At 39.5% G+C, this 16,828-nt stretch carries 13 protein-coding genes; 9 read left to right on the top strand and 4 right to left on the bottom strand.

Features of this window, described 5'->3' with window-relative positions:
- Positions 1–1,064: 1,064 nt before the first annotated feature.
- On the top strand, positions 1,065–1,907 hold the full coding sequence (locus HG267_RS34290; RefSeq protein ID WP_045870236.1) for a tetratricopeptide repeat protein: 843 nt from the start codon (positions 1,065–1,067) through the stop codon (positions 1,905–1,907).
- Between the two features lie 345 nt (positions 1,908–2,252).
- On the opposite strand, the gene fusA is transcribed toward HG267_RS34290, so the two are convergent.
- Positions 2,253–4,262, bottom strand: coding sequence for an elongation factor G (gene fusA / locus HG267_RS34285; RefSeq protein ID WP_045870237.1), 2,010 nt, complete (start codon positions 4,260–4,262; stop codon positions 2,253–2,255).
- Between the two features lie 531 nt (positions 4,263–4,793).
- On the opposite strand from fusA, the gene HG267_RS34280 reads away from it, so the two are divergent.
- The gene (locus HG267_RS34280) at positions 4,794–5,723 is read left to right on the top strand and encodes a carbohydrate ABC transporter permease (RefSeq protein ID WP_045870238.1); all 930 of its coding nucleotides are present in this window, start codon (positions 4,794–4,796) and stop codon (positions 5,721–5,723) included.
- Between the two features lie 345 nt (positions 5,724–6,068).
- Here the strand turns inward: HG267_RS34280 and HG267_RS34275 are convergent, their stop codons facing one another.
- The gene (locus tag HG267_RS34275) at positions 6,069–6,716 is read right to left on the bottom strand and encodes a PEP-CTERM sorting domain-containing protein (RefSeq protein ID WP_045870239.1); all 648 of its coding nucleotides are present in this window, start codon (positions 6,714–6,716) and stop codon (positions 6,069–6,071) included.
- Between the two features lie 1,000 nt (positions 6,717–7,716).
- Positions 7,717–8,391: a response regulator transcription factor gene (locus HG267_RS34270; protein ID WP_045870240.1), complete on the bottom strand. Its 675-nt coding sequence runs from the start codon at positions 8,389–8,391 to the stop codon at positions 7,717–7,719.
- Between the two features lie 1,132 nt (positions 8,392–9,523).
- Here HG267_RS34270 and HG267_RS34260 point away from each other — a divergent pair.
- From HG267_RS34260 to HG267_RS34245, 4 genes are all read left to right on the top strand, one after another.
- Complete coding sequence (locus HG267_RS34260) at positions 9,524–11,686, top strand: Tex family protein (RefSeq protein ID WP_045870242.1); 2,163 nt, start codon at positions 9,524–9,526, stop codon at positions 11,684–11,686.
- Positions 11,687–11,760: 74 nt separating this feature from the next.
- On the top strand, positions 11,761–12,084 hold the full coding sequence (locus HG267_RS34255) for a 2Fe-2S iron-sulfur cluster-binding protein (protein WP_045870243.1): 324 nt from the start codon (positions 11,761–11,763) through the stop codon (positions 12,082–12,084).
- Between the two features lie 292 nt (positions 12,085–12,376).
- Positions 12,377–12,775 (top strand): phage holin family protein, encoded by a 399-nt coding sequence (locus HG267_RS34250; RefSeq protein ID WP_045870244.1) that lies wholly within the window; start codon positions 12,377–12,379, stop codon positions 12,773–12,775.
- A 147-nt stretch (positions 12,776–12,922) separates the two neighbouring features.
- Positions 12,923–13,114 carry a YqaE/Pmp3 family membrane protein gene (locus HG267_RS34245; protein ID WP_045870245.1) on the top strand — a complete coding sequence of 64 codons (192 nt, stop codon included), beginning with the start codon at positions 12,923–12,925 and terminating at the stop codon, positions 13,112–13,114.
- A 666-nt stretch (positions 13,115–13,780) separates the two neighbouring features.
- On the opposite strand, the gene HG267_RS34240 is transcribed toward HG267_RS34245, so the two are convergent.
- The gene (locus tag HG267_RS34240; RefSeq protein ID WP_045870246.1) at positions 13,781–14,581 is read right to left on the bottom strand and encodes a hypothetical protein; all 801 of its coding nucleotides are present in this window, start codon (positions 14,579–14,581) and stop codon (positions 13,781–13,783) included.
- Between the two features lie 177 nt (positions 14,582–14,758).
- Here HG267_RS34240 and HG267_RS34235 point away from each other — a divergent pair, with 177 nt between their 5' ends.
- From HG267_RS34235 to HG267_RS34225, 3 genes are all read left to right on the top strand, one after another.
- A complete protein-coding gene (locus HG267_RS34235) occupies positions 14,759–14,983 on the top strand; it encodes a hypothetical protein (RefSeq protein ID WP_045870247.1) in 225 nt (74 codons plus the stop codon).
- A 38-nt stretch (positions 14,984–15,021) separates the two neighbouring features.
- A complete protein-coding gene (petJ, locus tag HG267_RS34230; protein WP_045870248.1) occupies positions 15,022–15,369 on the top strand; it encodes a cytochrome c6 PetJ in 348 nt (115 codons plus the stop codon).
- Positions 15,370–15,519: 150 nt separating this feature from the next.
- Positions 15,520–16,539 carry an aldo/keto reductase gene (locus tag HG267_RS34225; RefSeq protein ID WP_045870249.1) on the top strand — a complete coding sequence of 340 codons (1,020 nt, stop codon included), beginning with the start codon at positions 15,520–15,522 and terminating at the stop codon, positions 16,537–16,539.
- Positions 16,540–16,828 lie beyond the last annotated feature (289 nt).

Below are 16,828 nucleotides of genomic sequence, written 5' to 3'. Positions count from 1 at the left end.
TGCCGCGCCCTCTGGAATATATTGATGCGTCGCAAACATTTTTTGATTTGGTATCACTTATTAAAGAAGCCAGAAGAATTGGGGGATTCTCCCCCAAACCCCCGATTGGGTGACGGTTGCGTCCCCCAAACCCCCCTCCAAAATGATTGTTCTGTTTTTTTTGTTGAGTAATACCAATTGGAAAAAAGAATGTGACAGATTGTAGGGGCACGGCGTGCTGCGCCCTCTGGAATATATTGATGCGTCGCAAACATTTTTTGATTTGGTATCACTTATTAAAGAAGCCAGAAGAATTGGGGGGATTCTCCCCCAAACCCCCGATTGGGTGACGGTTGCGTCCCCCAAACCCCCTCCAAAATGATTGTTCTGTTTTTTTGTTGAGTAATACCAATTGGAAAAAAGAATGTGACAGATTGTAGGGGCACGGCGTGCTGCGCCCTCTGGAATATATTGATGCGTCGCAAACATTTTTTGATTTGGTATAACATTCTCATTCATTCTCATAGATACACGTAAATTTAAGTGTATGCGGCTCTCTAACTGGAAATTTTATATAGATAAAGATTTTGTGAAAATAATAAAAATTTTAATTTAATTGGCTTTAAAACGTATAATGAAAAGCGGCAAAAATAGGACTCGCAGCGTATAACATAACTTTGTGCAAGCGAGAACTAAATATATGATGGGGAAAATAACAGTTTTTATACTTTATTTTGTCTGTAAACAGCCACTCTGGGTCTAATAGGATGCTACATAGAGTGTTATAGCAGCAAATATTAGTCACATCTACGCAAGAAAAAGATGAAATAAGTGGGAAAGCTGAGGCGGCAAATTTATACTTCATCCTGTATCTAAACCTAGAGTAAATAGCAGTTATTGACGACTTATGCAATCGCCTTTCTCTTCCTTTACTTGGCGTTATTGGCGCTTCACATCTACATTAAAAAGGTAAGATTCATAAATTAGATGGGATTGCTAGATGCATTTACAATTAATCACTATTTCCAGATATAGCTAAAGTTAGTCAGCATGAATTTAGGGAGGGTGGCGGATTAAAACGACGTATGAAACTGCAATTATTTGATCGAGAGTGGACAAGGTTAGGCAGAGCATTTACCATAGCTTTGTTAACAATATTGAGTACAATTACTAACCTTTCCTGTAGTAAAAATAGTAATGTATTAGTAACAGAAATTGGCGTAACTCCCCCCAGCCGTCGCCCAGCCAAAACATCAAAGGCAGTGGAATTTTATCTTCAAGGGCAAAGTCAACACGCTAAAGGTAACTCAGAAGCAGCGATCGCATCCTATGATCAAGCAATTAGCCTGAATCCCCAATATGGTGTAGCGTTCAAAGCGCGGGGATTGGCTAAATTTGACGCGGGAAAGAAACAAGAAGCGATCGCAGATTATAACGAGGCGCTGAAGATTAATCCTAATGATGCCGAAGCCTACAATAGCCGCGCTAATGCCAAAGCCTCAATCGGAGATAATAAAGGCGCGATCGCAGATTATAACGAAGCAATTCGTCTCGCTCCTAGTTATGCGGAAGCTTATAATAATCGTGGCAATGCTCGTGCTACCACAGGCGATCGCAACGGCGCGCTAGAAGATTTTGATCGAGCTATTCGCATCAATACCAGATATGCGATCGCCTACAATAATCGTGGCAATCTCCGCGCTGCTAAGGGAGACCAACAGGGCGCAATCTCTGACTACAATCAAGCTATCCGCATCAATCCTAACTTTGGCCCCGCCTACAATAACCGTGGAAACGCCCGCGCCGCCCAAGGCGATAAACCAGGCGCACTCAAAGACTTACAACAAGCCGCAGATATTTTTCAAAGTGAGGGTAACAAGGATTTGTACCAACAGGTGATGAATAATATTAAGGAATTGGGACAGTAATCAATACTTGTCGGTTAAGGGTAAAAGGGGAAGGGGAAAAAGGGCAAGAAAAAACCTTTAACCCTTACCCTTTAACCTTTTCCCCAAACCCAATTCCGAGTTGAAAATCCTTAACCGAGCAGTATTGGGACAGTAATACTAATTCGTAATTCGTAAGTAGCTAGGTGCCGAATTTTAGACAATTGGTACAAGTCTTGAGTTTTTACAGATGAGAAAGGGCACAGCATTGTTTGTGCCCTTTTGACATCTATAAGTATGAGAACAAGTCAACCGTCAACCGTCAACCGTCAACCGTCAACAGTCAACAGTCAACAGTCAACCGTCAACCGTCAACCATCAACAAAATTACGTACTTGCTTGCCGATAACAAGCAAATTCCATCGTGAAAGTTGCCATTCCCGCAGTTTGCGATCGCAAGTCTGTAGAATAACCAAACATTCGTACTAGGGGTACTTCTGCCCGAATGATAGAGTATGCTTGCATGGTTTCGGAACCTAATAGCAAGCCTCGACGGGAGGAGAGATCCCCCTGGACTCTACCTAAATACTCGTTGGGTGTTTCCACCTCTACCAACATAATTGGTTCGAGGATGTAGGGTTTGGCTTTGGCGATCGCTTCATCCAAAGCTTGATGGGATGCTGATCGGAATGCCAATTCGGAGGAGTCAATGGGGTGAAATGAACCGCCCTCTAGCACAACTTTTATCCCTGTGACGGGATAACCTTCCAAACGGCCTGATTGCATGGCTTCACGGAAGCCTTTCTCGCAAGCGGGAATAAATTCTTTGGGAATTACTCCGCCAACTACCTTGCTTTCAAATACAAACGGTTCATCTGTCGGTTCAATCCAGCCTGTGACATGGGCGTATTGTCCAGAACCCCCAGTTTGTTTTTTCAGTCGGTAATCGAAGCGCGTCTTTTGCCCAATGGTTTCGCGATATGCGACTGCGGGTGTACCAACGTATACCTCAGTGTTATATTCCCGTTGAATGCGCTCTAGGTAGATTTCTAGGTGCAGTTCGCCCATACCAGAAATCAAAGTTGCCCCTGATTCTGGGTCAATGCTGAGTTTGAAGGTGGGATCTTCTTTTTGGAAGCGGTTGAGGGCTTTAGAAAGGCGATCGCTATCTTCTTGTTTTTTGGGTGTAACAGCCAGTGTAATTACTGGGTCTGGGACAAACATTTTCTCTAAAGATATCAGTGGCTCTTGACCACAGAAGGTATCACCAGAGGCACAATCTACGCCCAATAGAGCGATAATATCGCCAGCTTCCGCAAATTTCACCTCTTCGCGCTTGTTAGCGTGCATTCTCACCAAGCGGCCAATTGGCACTCGTTGTCCGGTGCGGGAGTTGTATACAGTATCGCCTTGTTTGAGAGTTCCCGAATAAATTCGGGTATAGGTTAACTGTCCAAAGGACTCCACAGTCAGTTTAAATGCCAAGGCGACTAAGGGATCGTCAGGATTGGGGTAAAGGTTGACAGACTCTACCGTTTTGACGACTTCCCTATCTATGGGAGATGGGAGATAAAGGGCGATCGCATCTAACAAGTTCTGCACACCTTTGTTTTTGAATGCTGAACCCAGAAGTACAGGTGTGAGTTGCAAACTCAAGGTGGCTTGGCGAATGGTTTGCCAAATAAGTTCTTGGGGAACTTCTTTACCTTCTAATAGCATCTCCGTCATGGGTTCGGAGAATAGTGACAAAGCATCCAGTAATTTTTCCCTTGCTTGTTGCGCTTCTGCCAGCAGTGCATCAGGAATTGTCGTTTTTATCCAATTTTCGCCGTTTTCGCCTTCAAAGTAAGAAGCTTGCATTTCTATGAGGTCAATAACCCCGAGAAATTTGTCTTCACTACCGATAGGATACTGAAGTAACAAAGGATTTAACTGTAAGCGATCGCGCATTGCTTGCACTACCCGAAACGGATTAGCACCAATGCGATCCATTTTGTTGATAAATGCTATACGCGGCACACGATATCGCTTCATCTGGCGATCGACGGTAATCGACTGGGACTGTACGCCTGCTACAGCACACAGCACCATTACCGCCCCATCCAATACCCGCAAAGCACGCTCAACTTCTATCGTAAAATCCACGTGTCCCGGTGTATCAATTAAGTTGATTTGCGTATCGTGCCATTGACAGGTGGTAGCGGCAGAGGTAATTGTAATGCCATGCAATTTTTCCTCTGGCATAAAATCCATCGTCGCACCCTTGCCGCCTCCCCGCACCTCCTCAATGGCGTGGATTCTGCCTGTATAGAAGAGAATTCTCTCTGATAATGTAGTTTTACCAGAGTCAATATGAGCAGAAATACCAATATTGCGGATGCGTTCTCGGGGAATCATAAAATATCCTTTTGCTCAAGCAATAAACAGTTTCAGCCTATTCCTATTAGGCTTTAGAGCAATCTCACTTGTATTATACTACATTTGTATTACAAATGTCATCACTGCTTAAAAGTTCATCAAGATTCTCAAACATCACTCAATACGGTTCGTATCAGTATTTTGCATCTCCCTTGTAATTTAGGAAAAGGGTAAGGGTGAATTCAATCCTTTTCCCCCTTCACCAAACTGTATTGAACCACCACTGACATTTCCCTGTGAAGTTCTTAGTGTGGGGCTGACCCGAAATCTGACTCGTGTAATATAAATTAGCGTCGTTAGCAGATGTAGGTTGGGTTAAGCGCAGCGCAACCCAACATAGATCTTGAAAGCTAAACCAAATCTAGTTTGCAGAATCTGAAATTGTATATTTCTTGTGGCGTTGGGCATCTTGCCCGCCCAATATCTGCAAGTTAAATGTGGAACAGCTTATTTCGATGTTGGGTATCCTTACGTCAAACGCCAGCCCTTTAATTCATCTTTCATCCTTCTATGAATCAATTGTCATCTAAAGATTGGGTGTTAATCAAACAGAGGCTAACCCCTTATTTATTTTTGCTACCCGCCTTACTAATTTTAGGGTTAACCGTTTTTTGGCCTGCATTGCAAGCATTTTATTTGAGTTTTACTAGCTATGAAGATATTTCCCAACCGCCGCAATGGATAGGTATTGCTAACTTCCTCAAGCTGTGGAAAGATGCTGTTTTTTGGCAAACTTTAACCAATACTTTTCTTTATCTTGTCGGTGTAGTGCCAATTCTTGTAATTGCGCCTTTGGGGTTAGCTATTTTAGTTAATCAAAAACTTAGGGGAATGAATTGGTTTCGAGCTGCATACTATACACCAGTAGTCATTTCTATGATTGTTGCTGGTATAGCATGGAAATGGCTTTATGCAGAAAATGGCTTACTGAATCAATTTTTCAAAGCCTTGGGAATGTTTCCCGAAGGAATTCCTTGGTTAACTAGCCCTAATAAAATTTTTGGCATTCTGCCAATTTCTTTGGCAAGTGTAATGGCTGTGACTATTTGGAAAGGCTTAGGCTATTACATGGTAATTTACTTAGCTGGACTGCAATCCATTCCTGGCGATGTCTACGAAGCCGCAGCTATTGATGGTTCCGATGGTATTCGCAAACATCTGGATATTACAATCCCTTTAATGAAACCATATTTAGCTTTGGTAGCGGTGATTTCTGCCATATCAGCCACCAAAGTATTTGAAGAAGTATATATCATGACCCAGGGAGGGCCACTTAATAGTTCAAAAACTATAGTTTACTATTTATATGAGCAAGCATTCACTAATTTAGAAATTAGCTATGCCTGCACAATTGGGCTAGTGTTATTCTTGATAATTTTGGGCTTATCGATTTTGCGATTAATTATTAGCCGGGAAAGCACTGATAATATCAAACTTTAATTGCTGCATATCTTGAGAAAATTAATTGGTGATAGATAGGAACTTGTGTAAATAATTAGAACTTGCTTGATGTATTTTCTTATTTCTCAGGGCTTGATTGAATCTTGAAGAAAATACACCCTGTAACTATCAAGTACTTGAATCACCTGCTGATTACAGCATTTCGTCAATTAGTGCAATATGGCAGTAAATCCCATAAAACTACAAAGCGAAATACAGAGAAGTGGCGTTCTTTCTTTGGGTAGAGCAATGGTGAGATGCAACTATGATAATCCACGTAAATAACAGCATTTCGGGATTTCTGGAATTTCAACTACTCATTATTAGAGCCTTTGAAATTAGGAATTAAGCTGTTACCTTTTCTTTTTTTAGCTTTTGAATTTGCTTCTTCTTCAACACAACTCCCATGCCTAAAGCTGTTACCGAGCCTAAAATGGTGAAAGGCTCGGGAACTGCTTCAGCAGTCATAGAGAAAGATCCATCTGATTGGATTTGGTTAACAGTCAGAAGCCCGTTGCCTAAAAAAGTCTTATCTTTAACAAATGAACCAGTAAATTTTGGCATAATGCCAAAGGCAAATGTTCCACTGGATGTTTTAGTAACTTCAAATGGGTTAGATATATTAAAAATCAGCCCATCAGCAAATTGAATGAATGGGTTGTTTGCTTGTCCTGAGTAATTAGCTACTGATCCGTCTCCTGAGGAAGTATAGCTGATTAATTTCAAAGCAATGTCGGATATGGTAACGTTTTGCCCAATATAACCGGCAAACATACCATTTGATGACTTTTTAACTGTAGCATCAGTGGCATCGAATTTAATTGTGTCAGTAGCAGCTGGATTTTTCTCCGCCCCGTTTACAAAATTAGCTGAACCAGCAATATTAACTCTGCCTAATGAAAATGCTTGAGCGGATGAAACATTAACAGTATTACTTACAGCAAAGGTGCCGCAAGTTAAGGCTAATCCCAGCCCTATTGTTTTAAAAGCCATGATTGTCTCCATTAAAAATGATTGGTATCAGGTTTTTGCCATCTGCAAAATGTCCTAATGAATTGCATACATTAGACTCTTTTGAAGTTGGTAAACATTCATCTGCTGAGTTGTTATGCTGTGACCCAAATTTATACAGAAAAGTTGCGTGGGTTTCCCGAATTTAGCAAACTTTTCAAGACAGATTTTGGATTGAAAGATTGAGATTTAAAAAATGGTAAAAGACCCTAATCTTAACGCCACTTGCTTCTGTTGGTATTTCCCTAAGACCAAAGTAGCTCAACTAAAAAACTTGTGTTGCAAAGTTATAAGCAAAGGTAGCTTCTGCTTAGACTTGCTGTAAAATCCATCATCCAAAATTCTGTCTTCCTGTCCCTGCTGTCAAGCCTGGGGGAAATCTCAAATTGAGAAGTTATTACTCAGCAATCACATGCAGATGCCCACCTGATTTTTGCATACCCTTCCATTATTTAAGTAAAAACTCGGACAGGCGTAAAGCCTTTGTAAAAACCATACATATATCTGTGAATTTTGTATAAAGTATTGCATTTCAGCATCAAGAACACTTTATCTAACCTAAAGGTAGATGACGGCAACTTTTTATACTAATAGTTGTAGGAAATTTAAGCTTTGTTATATCAATTGAGCTTGAAAACCTTTAATAGAAGGCTGTTTCAAGCTGATCAAGCCATACTAGCTACGACCATTTAATGTTACAGGCTGTAAACAAACTTCATCTTTTATCGTTGAAGCAGACTGTTGAGAATACAACCCACCAAAGAAGTATTTCTGAAATGCAATGCAGACATTCAGTAGTCAAATTTCACCTATATAGCCATGTACTTGCTTGATAATTAAAAGTGCGATCGCACTTTTAATCACATCAGCAATTTTTTCCATATCAGAAATTTAAAGGAAAAGTGAACCAAGGTAAAACCCTTAAACGTTCCCGTAAAAAATTTATATAGTTCAGTTTCATCCCGGCTATTTACCTTTTGCTCTACTCTCGTAATGAGTAACCAACACCACGCACAGTATAAATTAAGCGTTTTTCTTTATTTTCTTCCAATTTCAGGCGTAAATAGCGAATATAAACTTCAATAATATTAGAATCTCCCATAAAGTCGTAACCCCAAACTTTCTCGAGAATTTGGTCTCTAGTAAACACCTGGCGGGGATGACTCATGAGATACTCTAACAGGTCAAATTCTTTTGCGGTTAACTCAATTGCCCGTTTACCGCGAAAGACTTGACGAGTGCGACGGTTTAAACTCAAATCCTCAAACTGGGAAACATCCTCATCTGTTTCTTGGGTGCGGCGGAGATGGGCGCGAATTCTCGCCAATAGTTCTTCGATGCTAAATGGTTTAACTACATAATCATCAGCACCAGCATCTAAACCAGCCACGCGATCACTAACTTCATCTTTGGCTGTTAATAAGATCACCGGCATTGAGTTACCAGTGGCGCGCAAACGACGACAGATTTCTAAACCCGTAAGCCCTGGTAGCATCCAATCGAGAATTGCTAAATCCGGAGACAAGTCTCTTGCCAAGGTCAAGCCGAGGATACCATCATTGGCTACACTTACTTGATATCCTTCACTATTCAATTCCAATTCCACAAATCGCGCCAGCTTAACTTCATCTTCAACTAAAAGGATGTGCGCTGTCATATTTTTTCCTCAAGTAGCCTCATCGATGCAGGTAATGGGTAATTGGTGATTGGTAATTGGACTATTCTCAATTCTTTGCCTACAAAGGACAGAGAAATATTGATGTCGTAGTTCAGGTGTAGGAAGTGATGTTAGCAGCATCTGTATGCTCAACCTCTAAGCAGTTCATAATTTACTTTTATCGATAATTATGGAGAATTTTAGATTAATTGGGATATTTCCACCAGCATTTTATCTATTAATATCCCTTAATCTAATTCACGCTGCATCTTTCCCTATTTTTATACCTAGACAATTATATGATTATTTACAAATGAGAGTCTGAAAATCTCTCTCCTCTGCTTCTGCTTCTGCGAATCTTACAAATTACGAATTATTAATTACTAGCTTGGCACAACACTAATATTTAGGTATAATAATTTTGTGGCACTTGCAGTTAAGGAAACAAGTGCAAACAAAAAAGTGCCCACACACAATTTAACCCCATCCAAAATAGAGAAAAGGGCAAGCAGTGGGACACAAGACAAATCATTCAAAAACCAATACACAGCATTTTTAAGCCCAAAGGAATAAAGATTAATTTCTAGGCTGTGCGACTTTATATTAAGTAGAGATTTGTTTCGGTTCTATGTATTAATTTGTTTCATCAGCTATGTTGTTTTTTCCTAGCATCCTGTAAGCAGATCATTGCTTAGACAAGAGCCTGTTAGTACCTAGCAGGACTACAATCAGCAATAATAGCTGGATTTGCCAAGGTGCTAATACCAAACTCAAAATAAAACAAATGAATCCAAATACACCAGCGATGTATGCTATTTCATCAGTAGATTGTTTAACAAAATAGCCAGTTATCAAAGCGGTACATAGTGGAACCAAAAAAAACAAAGCCATTTTTCCTAACCTCTGAAATCAAAGGTGTAACGTTGATATAAACAGATTAAATCTGTTGTTGACAATTGGTTTATTTTACCTCTCTGTAAGATTACCTTACAACAGAGTATGTAAAATAATCATGTAAAAAATTCATATTTGATAATCATCTGGTAAATTAGCTTAACGCTATTGTGCTGGCATCTGCCGAACGATATAGCATAATTACCTACTAAATTTAAGTTTTTGATTTAGACACTCAATGCTGAACATTCCTCAATTACTGGCAACTGAACTAGACCTTAAACTTTATCAGGTGCAAAATGCGCTGGAACTTTTAGCAGAGGGTGCAACAATCCCTTTTATTGCACGCTACCGAAAAGAGCGCACCAATGAAATGGATGAAGTTCAATTGCGTAATTTATCGGATAGGTATACATACTTAACAGAATTAGAAGAAAGAAAAGCGGTAATTCTAAATGCGATCGCCAATCAAGGTAAACTCACTGATGAACTAAAAGCGCAGATTACTTCTAGTTTACAAAAAACAGAACTTGAGGATTTATACTTACCATATAAACAAAAGCGCCGCACCCGCGCTACTATCGCCAGAGAGAAAGGTTTAGAACCACTGGCAGAATTTATTAAATCATTGAATGTGAAAAATCCTGTGTCTGCTTCTTTAGAAACAGAAGCAGCTAAATATATTTCGGAAACTCAAGGCGTAAAATCTGCACAAGAAGCGCTCAAAGGTGCATCTGATATCTTAGCGGAGGAAGTTGCCGAAAGAGCCGAATCAAGGGCATATATTCGGGATTACTTATTAGAATCGGGGATATTTACCTCTCGGATTAAAGATGAACATCCGGAAGGCACAACGAAATTTGAAATGTACCGCAACTATCAAGCTAAGGTGAAAAATATTGCACCTCATAATATCTTGGCTTTGTGTCGGGGTGAGGCAGAGGGAGTATTAAATTTTGAAATCGCCTTTGATGAAGATATCGTACTTTCCTACCTCGAATCTCAGGAAATTAAAACCAAAGTCCGTGCTATTCGCGATTTTTACCAAGGGATGATTAAAGATGCATTTAATCGCTTGATGAAAACTTCTTTAATGGGAGAAGTAATAGCCGAAAAGAAAGCCTACGCTGATTTTGAGTCGATTAAAACCTTTGAAACGAATTTACGGGAATTGCTATTATCTGCACCTGCAGGGATGAAGCCAACTTTGGCAATTGATCCTGGGTTTAGAACTGGGTGTAAAGTAGCAGTAATTAACCAAACAGGGAAATTTTTGGAATATCAAGCGGTATTTCCCCATCAAGCAGCAGAACAACGAACTAAAGCTGCACAAACTCTCAAAAATCTCATTGAAAAGTACAAAATTGAATTAATTGCCATTGGTAACGGTACAGCTTCCCGTGAGACTGAAGAGTTTGTCTCCCAAGTACTGCAAGCTATGGAACGCAAACCGACAAAGGTAATGGTAAATGAATCGGGTGCATCTATATATTCTGCTAGTAAAGTGGCACTAGAAGAATTTCCCGATTTAGATGTTACCGTACGTGGTGCCATTAGCATCGGTCGGCGGTTACAAGATCCCTTGGCGGAACTGGTGAAAATTGATCCCAAATCGATTGGTGTAGGACAATATCAGCACGATGTTGACCAAAAGTTGCTCAAGAAAAAGTTAGATGAAACTGTAGAAAGCTGCGTCAACTATGTCGGTGTAGACTTAAACACGGCTTCTAAGGAACTTTTAACTTTTGTCTCGGGAATTACCCCAGCAGTTGCCAATAATATTGTTACCTATCGCAACGAGAACGGAGCCTTTAAAAATCGCCGTCAATTGTTAAAAGTGCCAAAACTAGGGCCAAAAGCCTTTGAACAAGCAGCAGGGTTCCTGCGGATTCGCAACGGTGAAAATCCCTTGGATAATACAGCCGTGCATCCAGAAAGTTACTCTGTAGTAGAAGCGATCGCATCTGACCTCAACGTACCATTAAATCAGGTAACCCAAATCGCCGCTAAACTCCAAAAGGCTAACCTTAAAAAATACGTCACCGATACTGTAGGCGAACCAACACTGCGCGACATCCTCAGCGAACTCGAAAAACCCGGTAGAGATCCTCGTGCTGAGTTTAAATATGCCACTTTCAAAGAAGGAATTACAGAAATCAAAGATTTACAAGAGGGAATGGAATTAGAAGGTATCATCACCAATGTCGCTAACTTTGGTGCGTTTGTAGATATCGGCGTACATCAAGATGGCTTAGTACACATCTCCCAACTGGCGGATAGATTCGTTGAAGATCCCAAAAAGATTGTCAAAGTTGGACAAGTTGTGAAAGTTAGAGTACTAGAAGTCAATGAGAAATTGAAGCGAATTAGTTTGTCAATGAAAGCCGTAAGACAAGGCTAGTCGTAGTGTGCGTTGTCGCGCAGCGCAACGCACCACCAAGAATTCAAAGTATCTTACCTGATGGGTAATAAAATATGGCAGTTTATCAAGTTCGACTCATCAACTCGACAATGGGGTTAGACCGCACTATTCAAGTACCAGATGATCAATATATTCTCGACATAGCAGAAGACAACGGTATTCGCCTACCATCTGGTTGTAAGCAAGGCGAATGTTCTGCCTGTGTTGCCAAACTCATTAGTGGCGAAGTCGATCAAAGTGAGCAGAAATTTCTTCGTCCCCAGGAAATACAAGCTGGCTATATTGTTACCTGCGTGACTTATCCCACCTCTGATTGCACTCTCGAAACCCATCAAGAACAAGTTTTATATAAATCTTCGCTTTACTATAAGCAATAATTTGTTTTAATTAGAGATTTTGGAATTTATTTATAAACTAAATACTCAGAGCTTCAGATATAAATCAATTGTCAAAAGTTAAGGTTTTCTTTATAAATTGGATTACATAGAATTTTCCATCATAATTAAGAATTTTAGCAGAAAACTATCAAATGGTAAAATTACAGCCGAATTTTTCATCCAAACGATAGAACAAGAATCTATCCTCTTATTGATGTACCAACAGCTTGATTAGTTCATGATAGTGACATGAAGTTCACACGCTTAATCAACTGTTTCTGAGGTAAAAACAATGTTAGGGCCATTTTTAACAGCAATAGCAACAGCTTTGAGTCTATTAATAGTAGATTTAGTTGTACCAGGCGTTAATATTGCTAATTTCCCTGCCGCAATAATTGCAGCATTAGTGATTGGTTTGATTAATGGCTCAGTTAAGCCAGTACTTTCTACCTTATCTATGCCGCTTAATTTCTTAAGCTTTGGTGCTTTTTCGCTGGTAGTTAACGGCATTTGTTTCGCTATAGCAGCAGCCTTAGTTCCTGGTTTTTCTGCTCACGGAATTCTCGCTTTTATTTTGGGGCCAGTAATTCTCTCTTTTGCTAACACCTTCATTAACAACTACTTTGCAGAAAAGAACCTGGCTTTAGGTAGTGGAAATGCAAATAACAAGGGAGAATTACCCTCCAGCTAATAAGCAGTTATGGTAGAGATACTACTGCTCTCATGCTTCGCTATCAATTAGCAGTCGTCGAATTAATTTAATTCCGTAAGTAGATTTAATAATTCGGTGACAATCATACAAACGCAAGTACCCACATCAATCATTAGAATCAAATCCATGAAATTAACACGCTTACTTCTTGGTCTGTTGTTACCCCCCGTAGGAGTTTTTCTAGAAGTTGGTATTGGCCCAACTCTGATCATTAACATCTTGCTCACATTGTTAGGTTGGCTTCCCGGTAGTATTCATGCAGTTTGGGTAATTGCCAAGCATGAGGAGCAATTAAACAGACAGGATGGCATCTACTAACACTGCTAAATTGGTAATGAGTATTAACTAATTCTCGACAAGTAATTACCATTACCAATTTACATATCCATTATTCAAAATGACACTGGTTAAATTAATTTTGTAGTTAAACACAATTCAGCCAGAAATAAAAGCTCCTATTTAGAACAGTCATCAATTCCCAAATAAAAGCCTTTTTAAATTGTGACTTTTAATTTTTGATTTTCGGGCTACGGTATCAGGGTTTCATCGAATTTCTCCTCTCAATCAAAGTAATATTAGGGTGGCATTTCTCCACCCTAATTTTCTGTTTTAAATAATTTCAATTAAACAAAAGTTGTCACCCAAACCCCCAATTTTTTGAAAAATCCGGGGTTATAAATCTTGCTAGAGTGCAATTATATATAGGGTGCGTTAGCCTTGGCGTAACCCACCGGACATAGCTTATACCATTTGGGAAAAAAAACGCGAAAGATAGGTAGGGGCACGGCACCAGTAAGATATTTGATATGCCAAAAGATTGCGGATGCCGTGCCCTTACAAAGAATTTATCTGTCGCAAACATTATTTGAATTGGTATTAGATAATGCAGTGCATTACTGAAAATTTTTCTACACATAAAACAATATCCCCAACTTATTTAATCAGCCAGGGATATATATCTATGATGGAAAATAAGCAAAGGTATTAAGCAGGGGGAAGTTTGTGCTTATCAGCAGTATTATCTTTGTCCTTAAATAATTCTGCCGCCGCTAATAGCAACTCTCTTAAAGCCTGTTTTAGCTGACGTTCCTTTTTCGCGATCGCACTTCCAGCTTCACCCAGTTTATCATCGAGCTGCGATCGCTTCTGTTCAACTTGAGTAGCGATGTTTTCGGCTTGGGGACGAGCTTGATTATACCAATGCTTTGCGTCTTCCAAGTAATCTTTAACTTCTTCTGAACGTCCGCCGTAGCGCGCAGCTAAATTAGCTCTCACAATAGCTAGTTGTGCTTGCAGTTGAGCATAGCGCTTCTTGAGCAAAGCTGCTTCTTCACTATCTTTAATCCCATCAATGACAGAATCAAGCACAGTCTTTGTGGAAGTAGAAGTTTCCTTACCAGTCTCTTCAATCTCAGCCAAAATTACATCAACATCTTTTTGGAGTTGTTCTTCTTCACTATCTAGTTGAGACTGTAGCTTTTTAATTTCTGTCTGAGTTTTAGCGATGTTTTCATGTCGGTGGCTATTCACACCTTCCAATACACCTTCAATAGAAGCTGTTACTTCTTCTTTGATTTCGCTACCTCTTTCTTGGAAAGTTTCAATGACAGCCGAAAGTGCATCTTTCACAATAGTACGCAGTTCTATAGAACCCGTCTTAAATTCAGAACTGACTTGAGATACTGCGGCTTTCACAATTTCTCTAATGCGATCGCTTCTTAGCTGTCCAGTTTCTTTAGCTTGTTGCAAGTCTGCTTGAATTTTCTCTTTGATATTACTAGCCATTTTCAACTCTGGGTATTTAGGTAATTTGGATAAAATTTTCTAGATATCATCCTCTATTCACATTATGGTGTAGCCTTTTGGAGTCGGGCACTTCCTTTAGACAGAAAATGACTGGATTTTTCACAAATTCCCTTTTGTGAGATGATGAATATTTGTTGATACGCAAATAAAGCTCTTATGTGGAAAGTAAATATCACTTGTTCTGGTCAAGCATGGAAAATCTATGGTAGTGAATTTAAAGCACTAGCAGATAAATATTCCGGTAATTGCATTACTTCTAAAAAAATGCCAGATGGTCAGCGAATTATGGTATACAAAATTGAGGATGTGAGTGACGCTGAGTCTTTTGTGGAAGAATGTCAGCAGTTTGTTGGCTTTACTTCAGATTTTGAATCTTTATAAAATGCCAGTTGATATAAGTAAAAAATGATGTTGATTATATGAAAAAGCAATTAAACAAACTCATAAAGTTGCTATTGATTACTTGTTTAAGCTTGACAAGTATTTTCACATCTTCTGCTCATGCAGCAGATTTAGTTAATGGCGCACAAATATTCGAGGTTCATTGTGTGGGCTGTCATATTAACGGTGGTAATATTGTCAGGCGTGGTAAGACCTTAAAGAAAAAAGCTCTCAAGAAATATGGTATGGATTCTCTAGAGGCAATATCATCCATTGTCACCAATGGTAAAAATAATATGTCAGCTTATAAAGACCGCCTCACTGCAGAGCAAATACAAGATGTTGCGGCTTATGTTTTAGAGCAATCTGCAAAAGACTGGCGTTAATTTATAATTCATCCTTCCCAAGTGACCTAAGAAAATAAGGATACAATCCCGTAAATTCATTTAGAAAAAACCGTGAACCAACATTAATTAAAACCCCAGATTTATCCGTAATGTCTTTAATTTTGAATTTAGAATTCGGAGCGAAGCAACGTGACTCTACCAACAACAAGCTATCTGCAATTCACCCCAGATTTAAATATCTGCCGTATCTTAAATGGAATGTGGCAAGTTTCTGGTGGACATGGACGCATAAATCCCAAATTCGCAATTGCAACTATGTTCAAATATGTAGATGCAGGCTTTACTACCTGGGATTTAGCAGACCATTATGGCCCCGCCGAAGATTTAATTGGGGAATTCCGCCGTCAAATTATTGCTACTCGTGGTCAAGAAGCTTTAGCTAATATCCAAGCCTTTACAAAGTGGGTGCCTCGCCCTGGTAAAATGACCAAAAAAATCGTCGAGGACAATATTAATATTTCCCTCCGCCGGATGGATGTGGAGTCATTAGATTTAATGCAGTTCCATTGGTGGGAATATCAAGATAAAAACTACCTCGATGCGCTCAAATATATGGCAGAATTGCAAACTGAGGGCAAAATTAAGCATTTAGCTTTAACTAACTTTGATACTGAACATCTGCAAATTATTGTGGAAGCAGGAATCAAAATAGTTTCTAACCAAGTGCAATTTTCTTTAGTTGACCGTCGTCCAGAAGTAAATATGATCGAGTTTTGTCAACAGCACGATATCAAATTATTTACTTACGGCACAGTTTGTGGTGGCTTGCTCTCAGAAAAGCATTTAGGTAAACCAGAACCCCGAGGATTTGATCTAACCACAGTTAGCTTGAAAAAATATAAAAATATGATTGATGCTTGGGGTGGTTGGCAATTATTTCAAGAGTTGCTTACGACTCTCAAATCTATTGCTGATAAACACAAAGTCAGTATTTCTAATGTGGCAGTACGCTATATCTTAGATAAGCCATCTGTCGGAGGTGTGATTGTTGGTGCAAGGCTAGGCATATCTGAGCATATAGAAGACAACGCCAAAATATTTAGTTTCAACTTAGATGAGGAAGATTTAAATAAGATAGATACAGTGTCTCGCCAATCACGGGATTTATATCAGTTAATTGGCGATTGTGGTGATGAATATCGACGATAACAATTCACTATCAATACTGCTCGGTTGAGGATTTTCAACTCTTAATTTGGTTTGGGGAAAAGGTGAAAGGGTAAGGGTTAAAGGTTTTTTATTGCCCCTTTTCCCCTTAACCGACAAGTATTGAATTCACTATACCTCTGGCAAAAAGCACTTTTGCCAGAGGTGGGAAAAGGTTAAAGGAGAAGGGGAAAATATACAACCTTTCCCCCTATTCCCGACTTCTGCAAGAAGTCTACTATACTTGTCTCTGCATTCTTTGCTTCGTCAAAGACATTTTCGCAGGGTAGGC

Origin of the sequence: Tolypothrix sp. PCC 7601, assembly GCF_025677855.1 — a bacterium.
GTDB lineage: Bacteria > Cyanobacteriota > Cyanobacteriia > Cyanobacteriales > Nostocaceae > Aulosira > Aulosira diplosiphon.
Note: the sequence above shows the minus strand (reverse complement) of the source record. Positions and strands in the feature narration are given on the sequence as shown.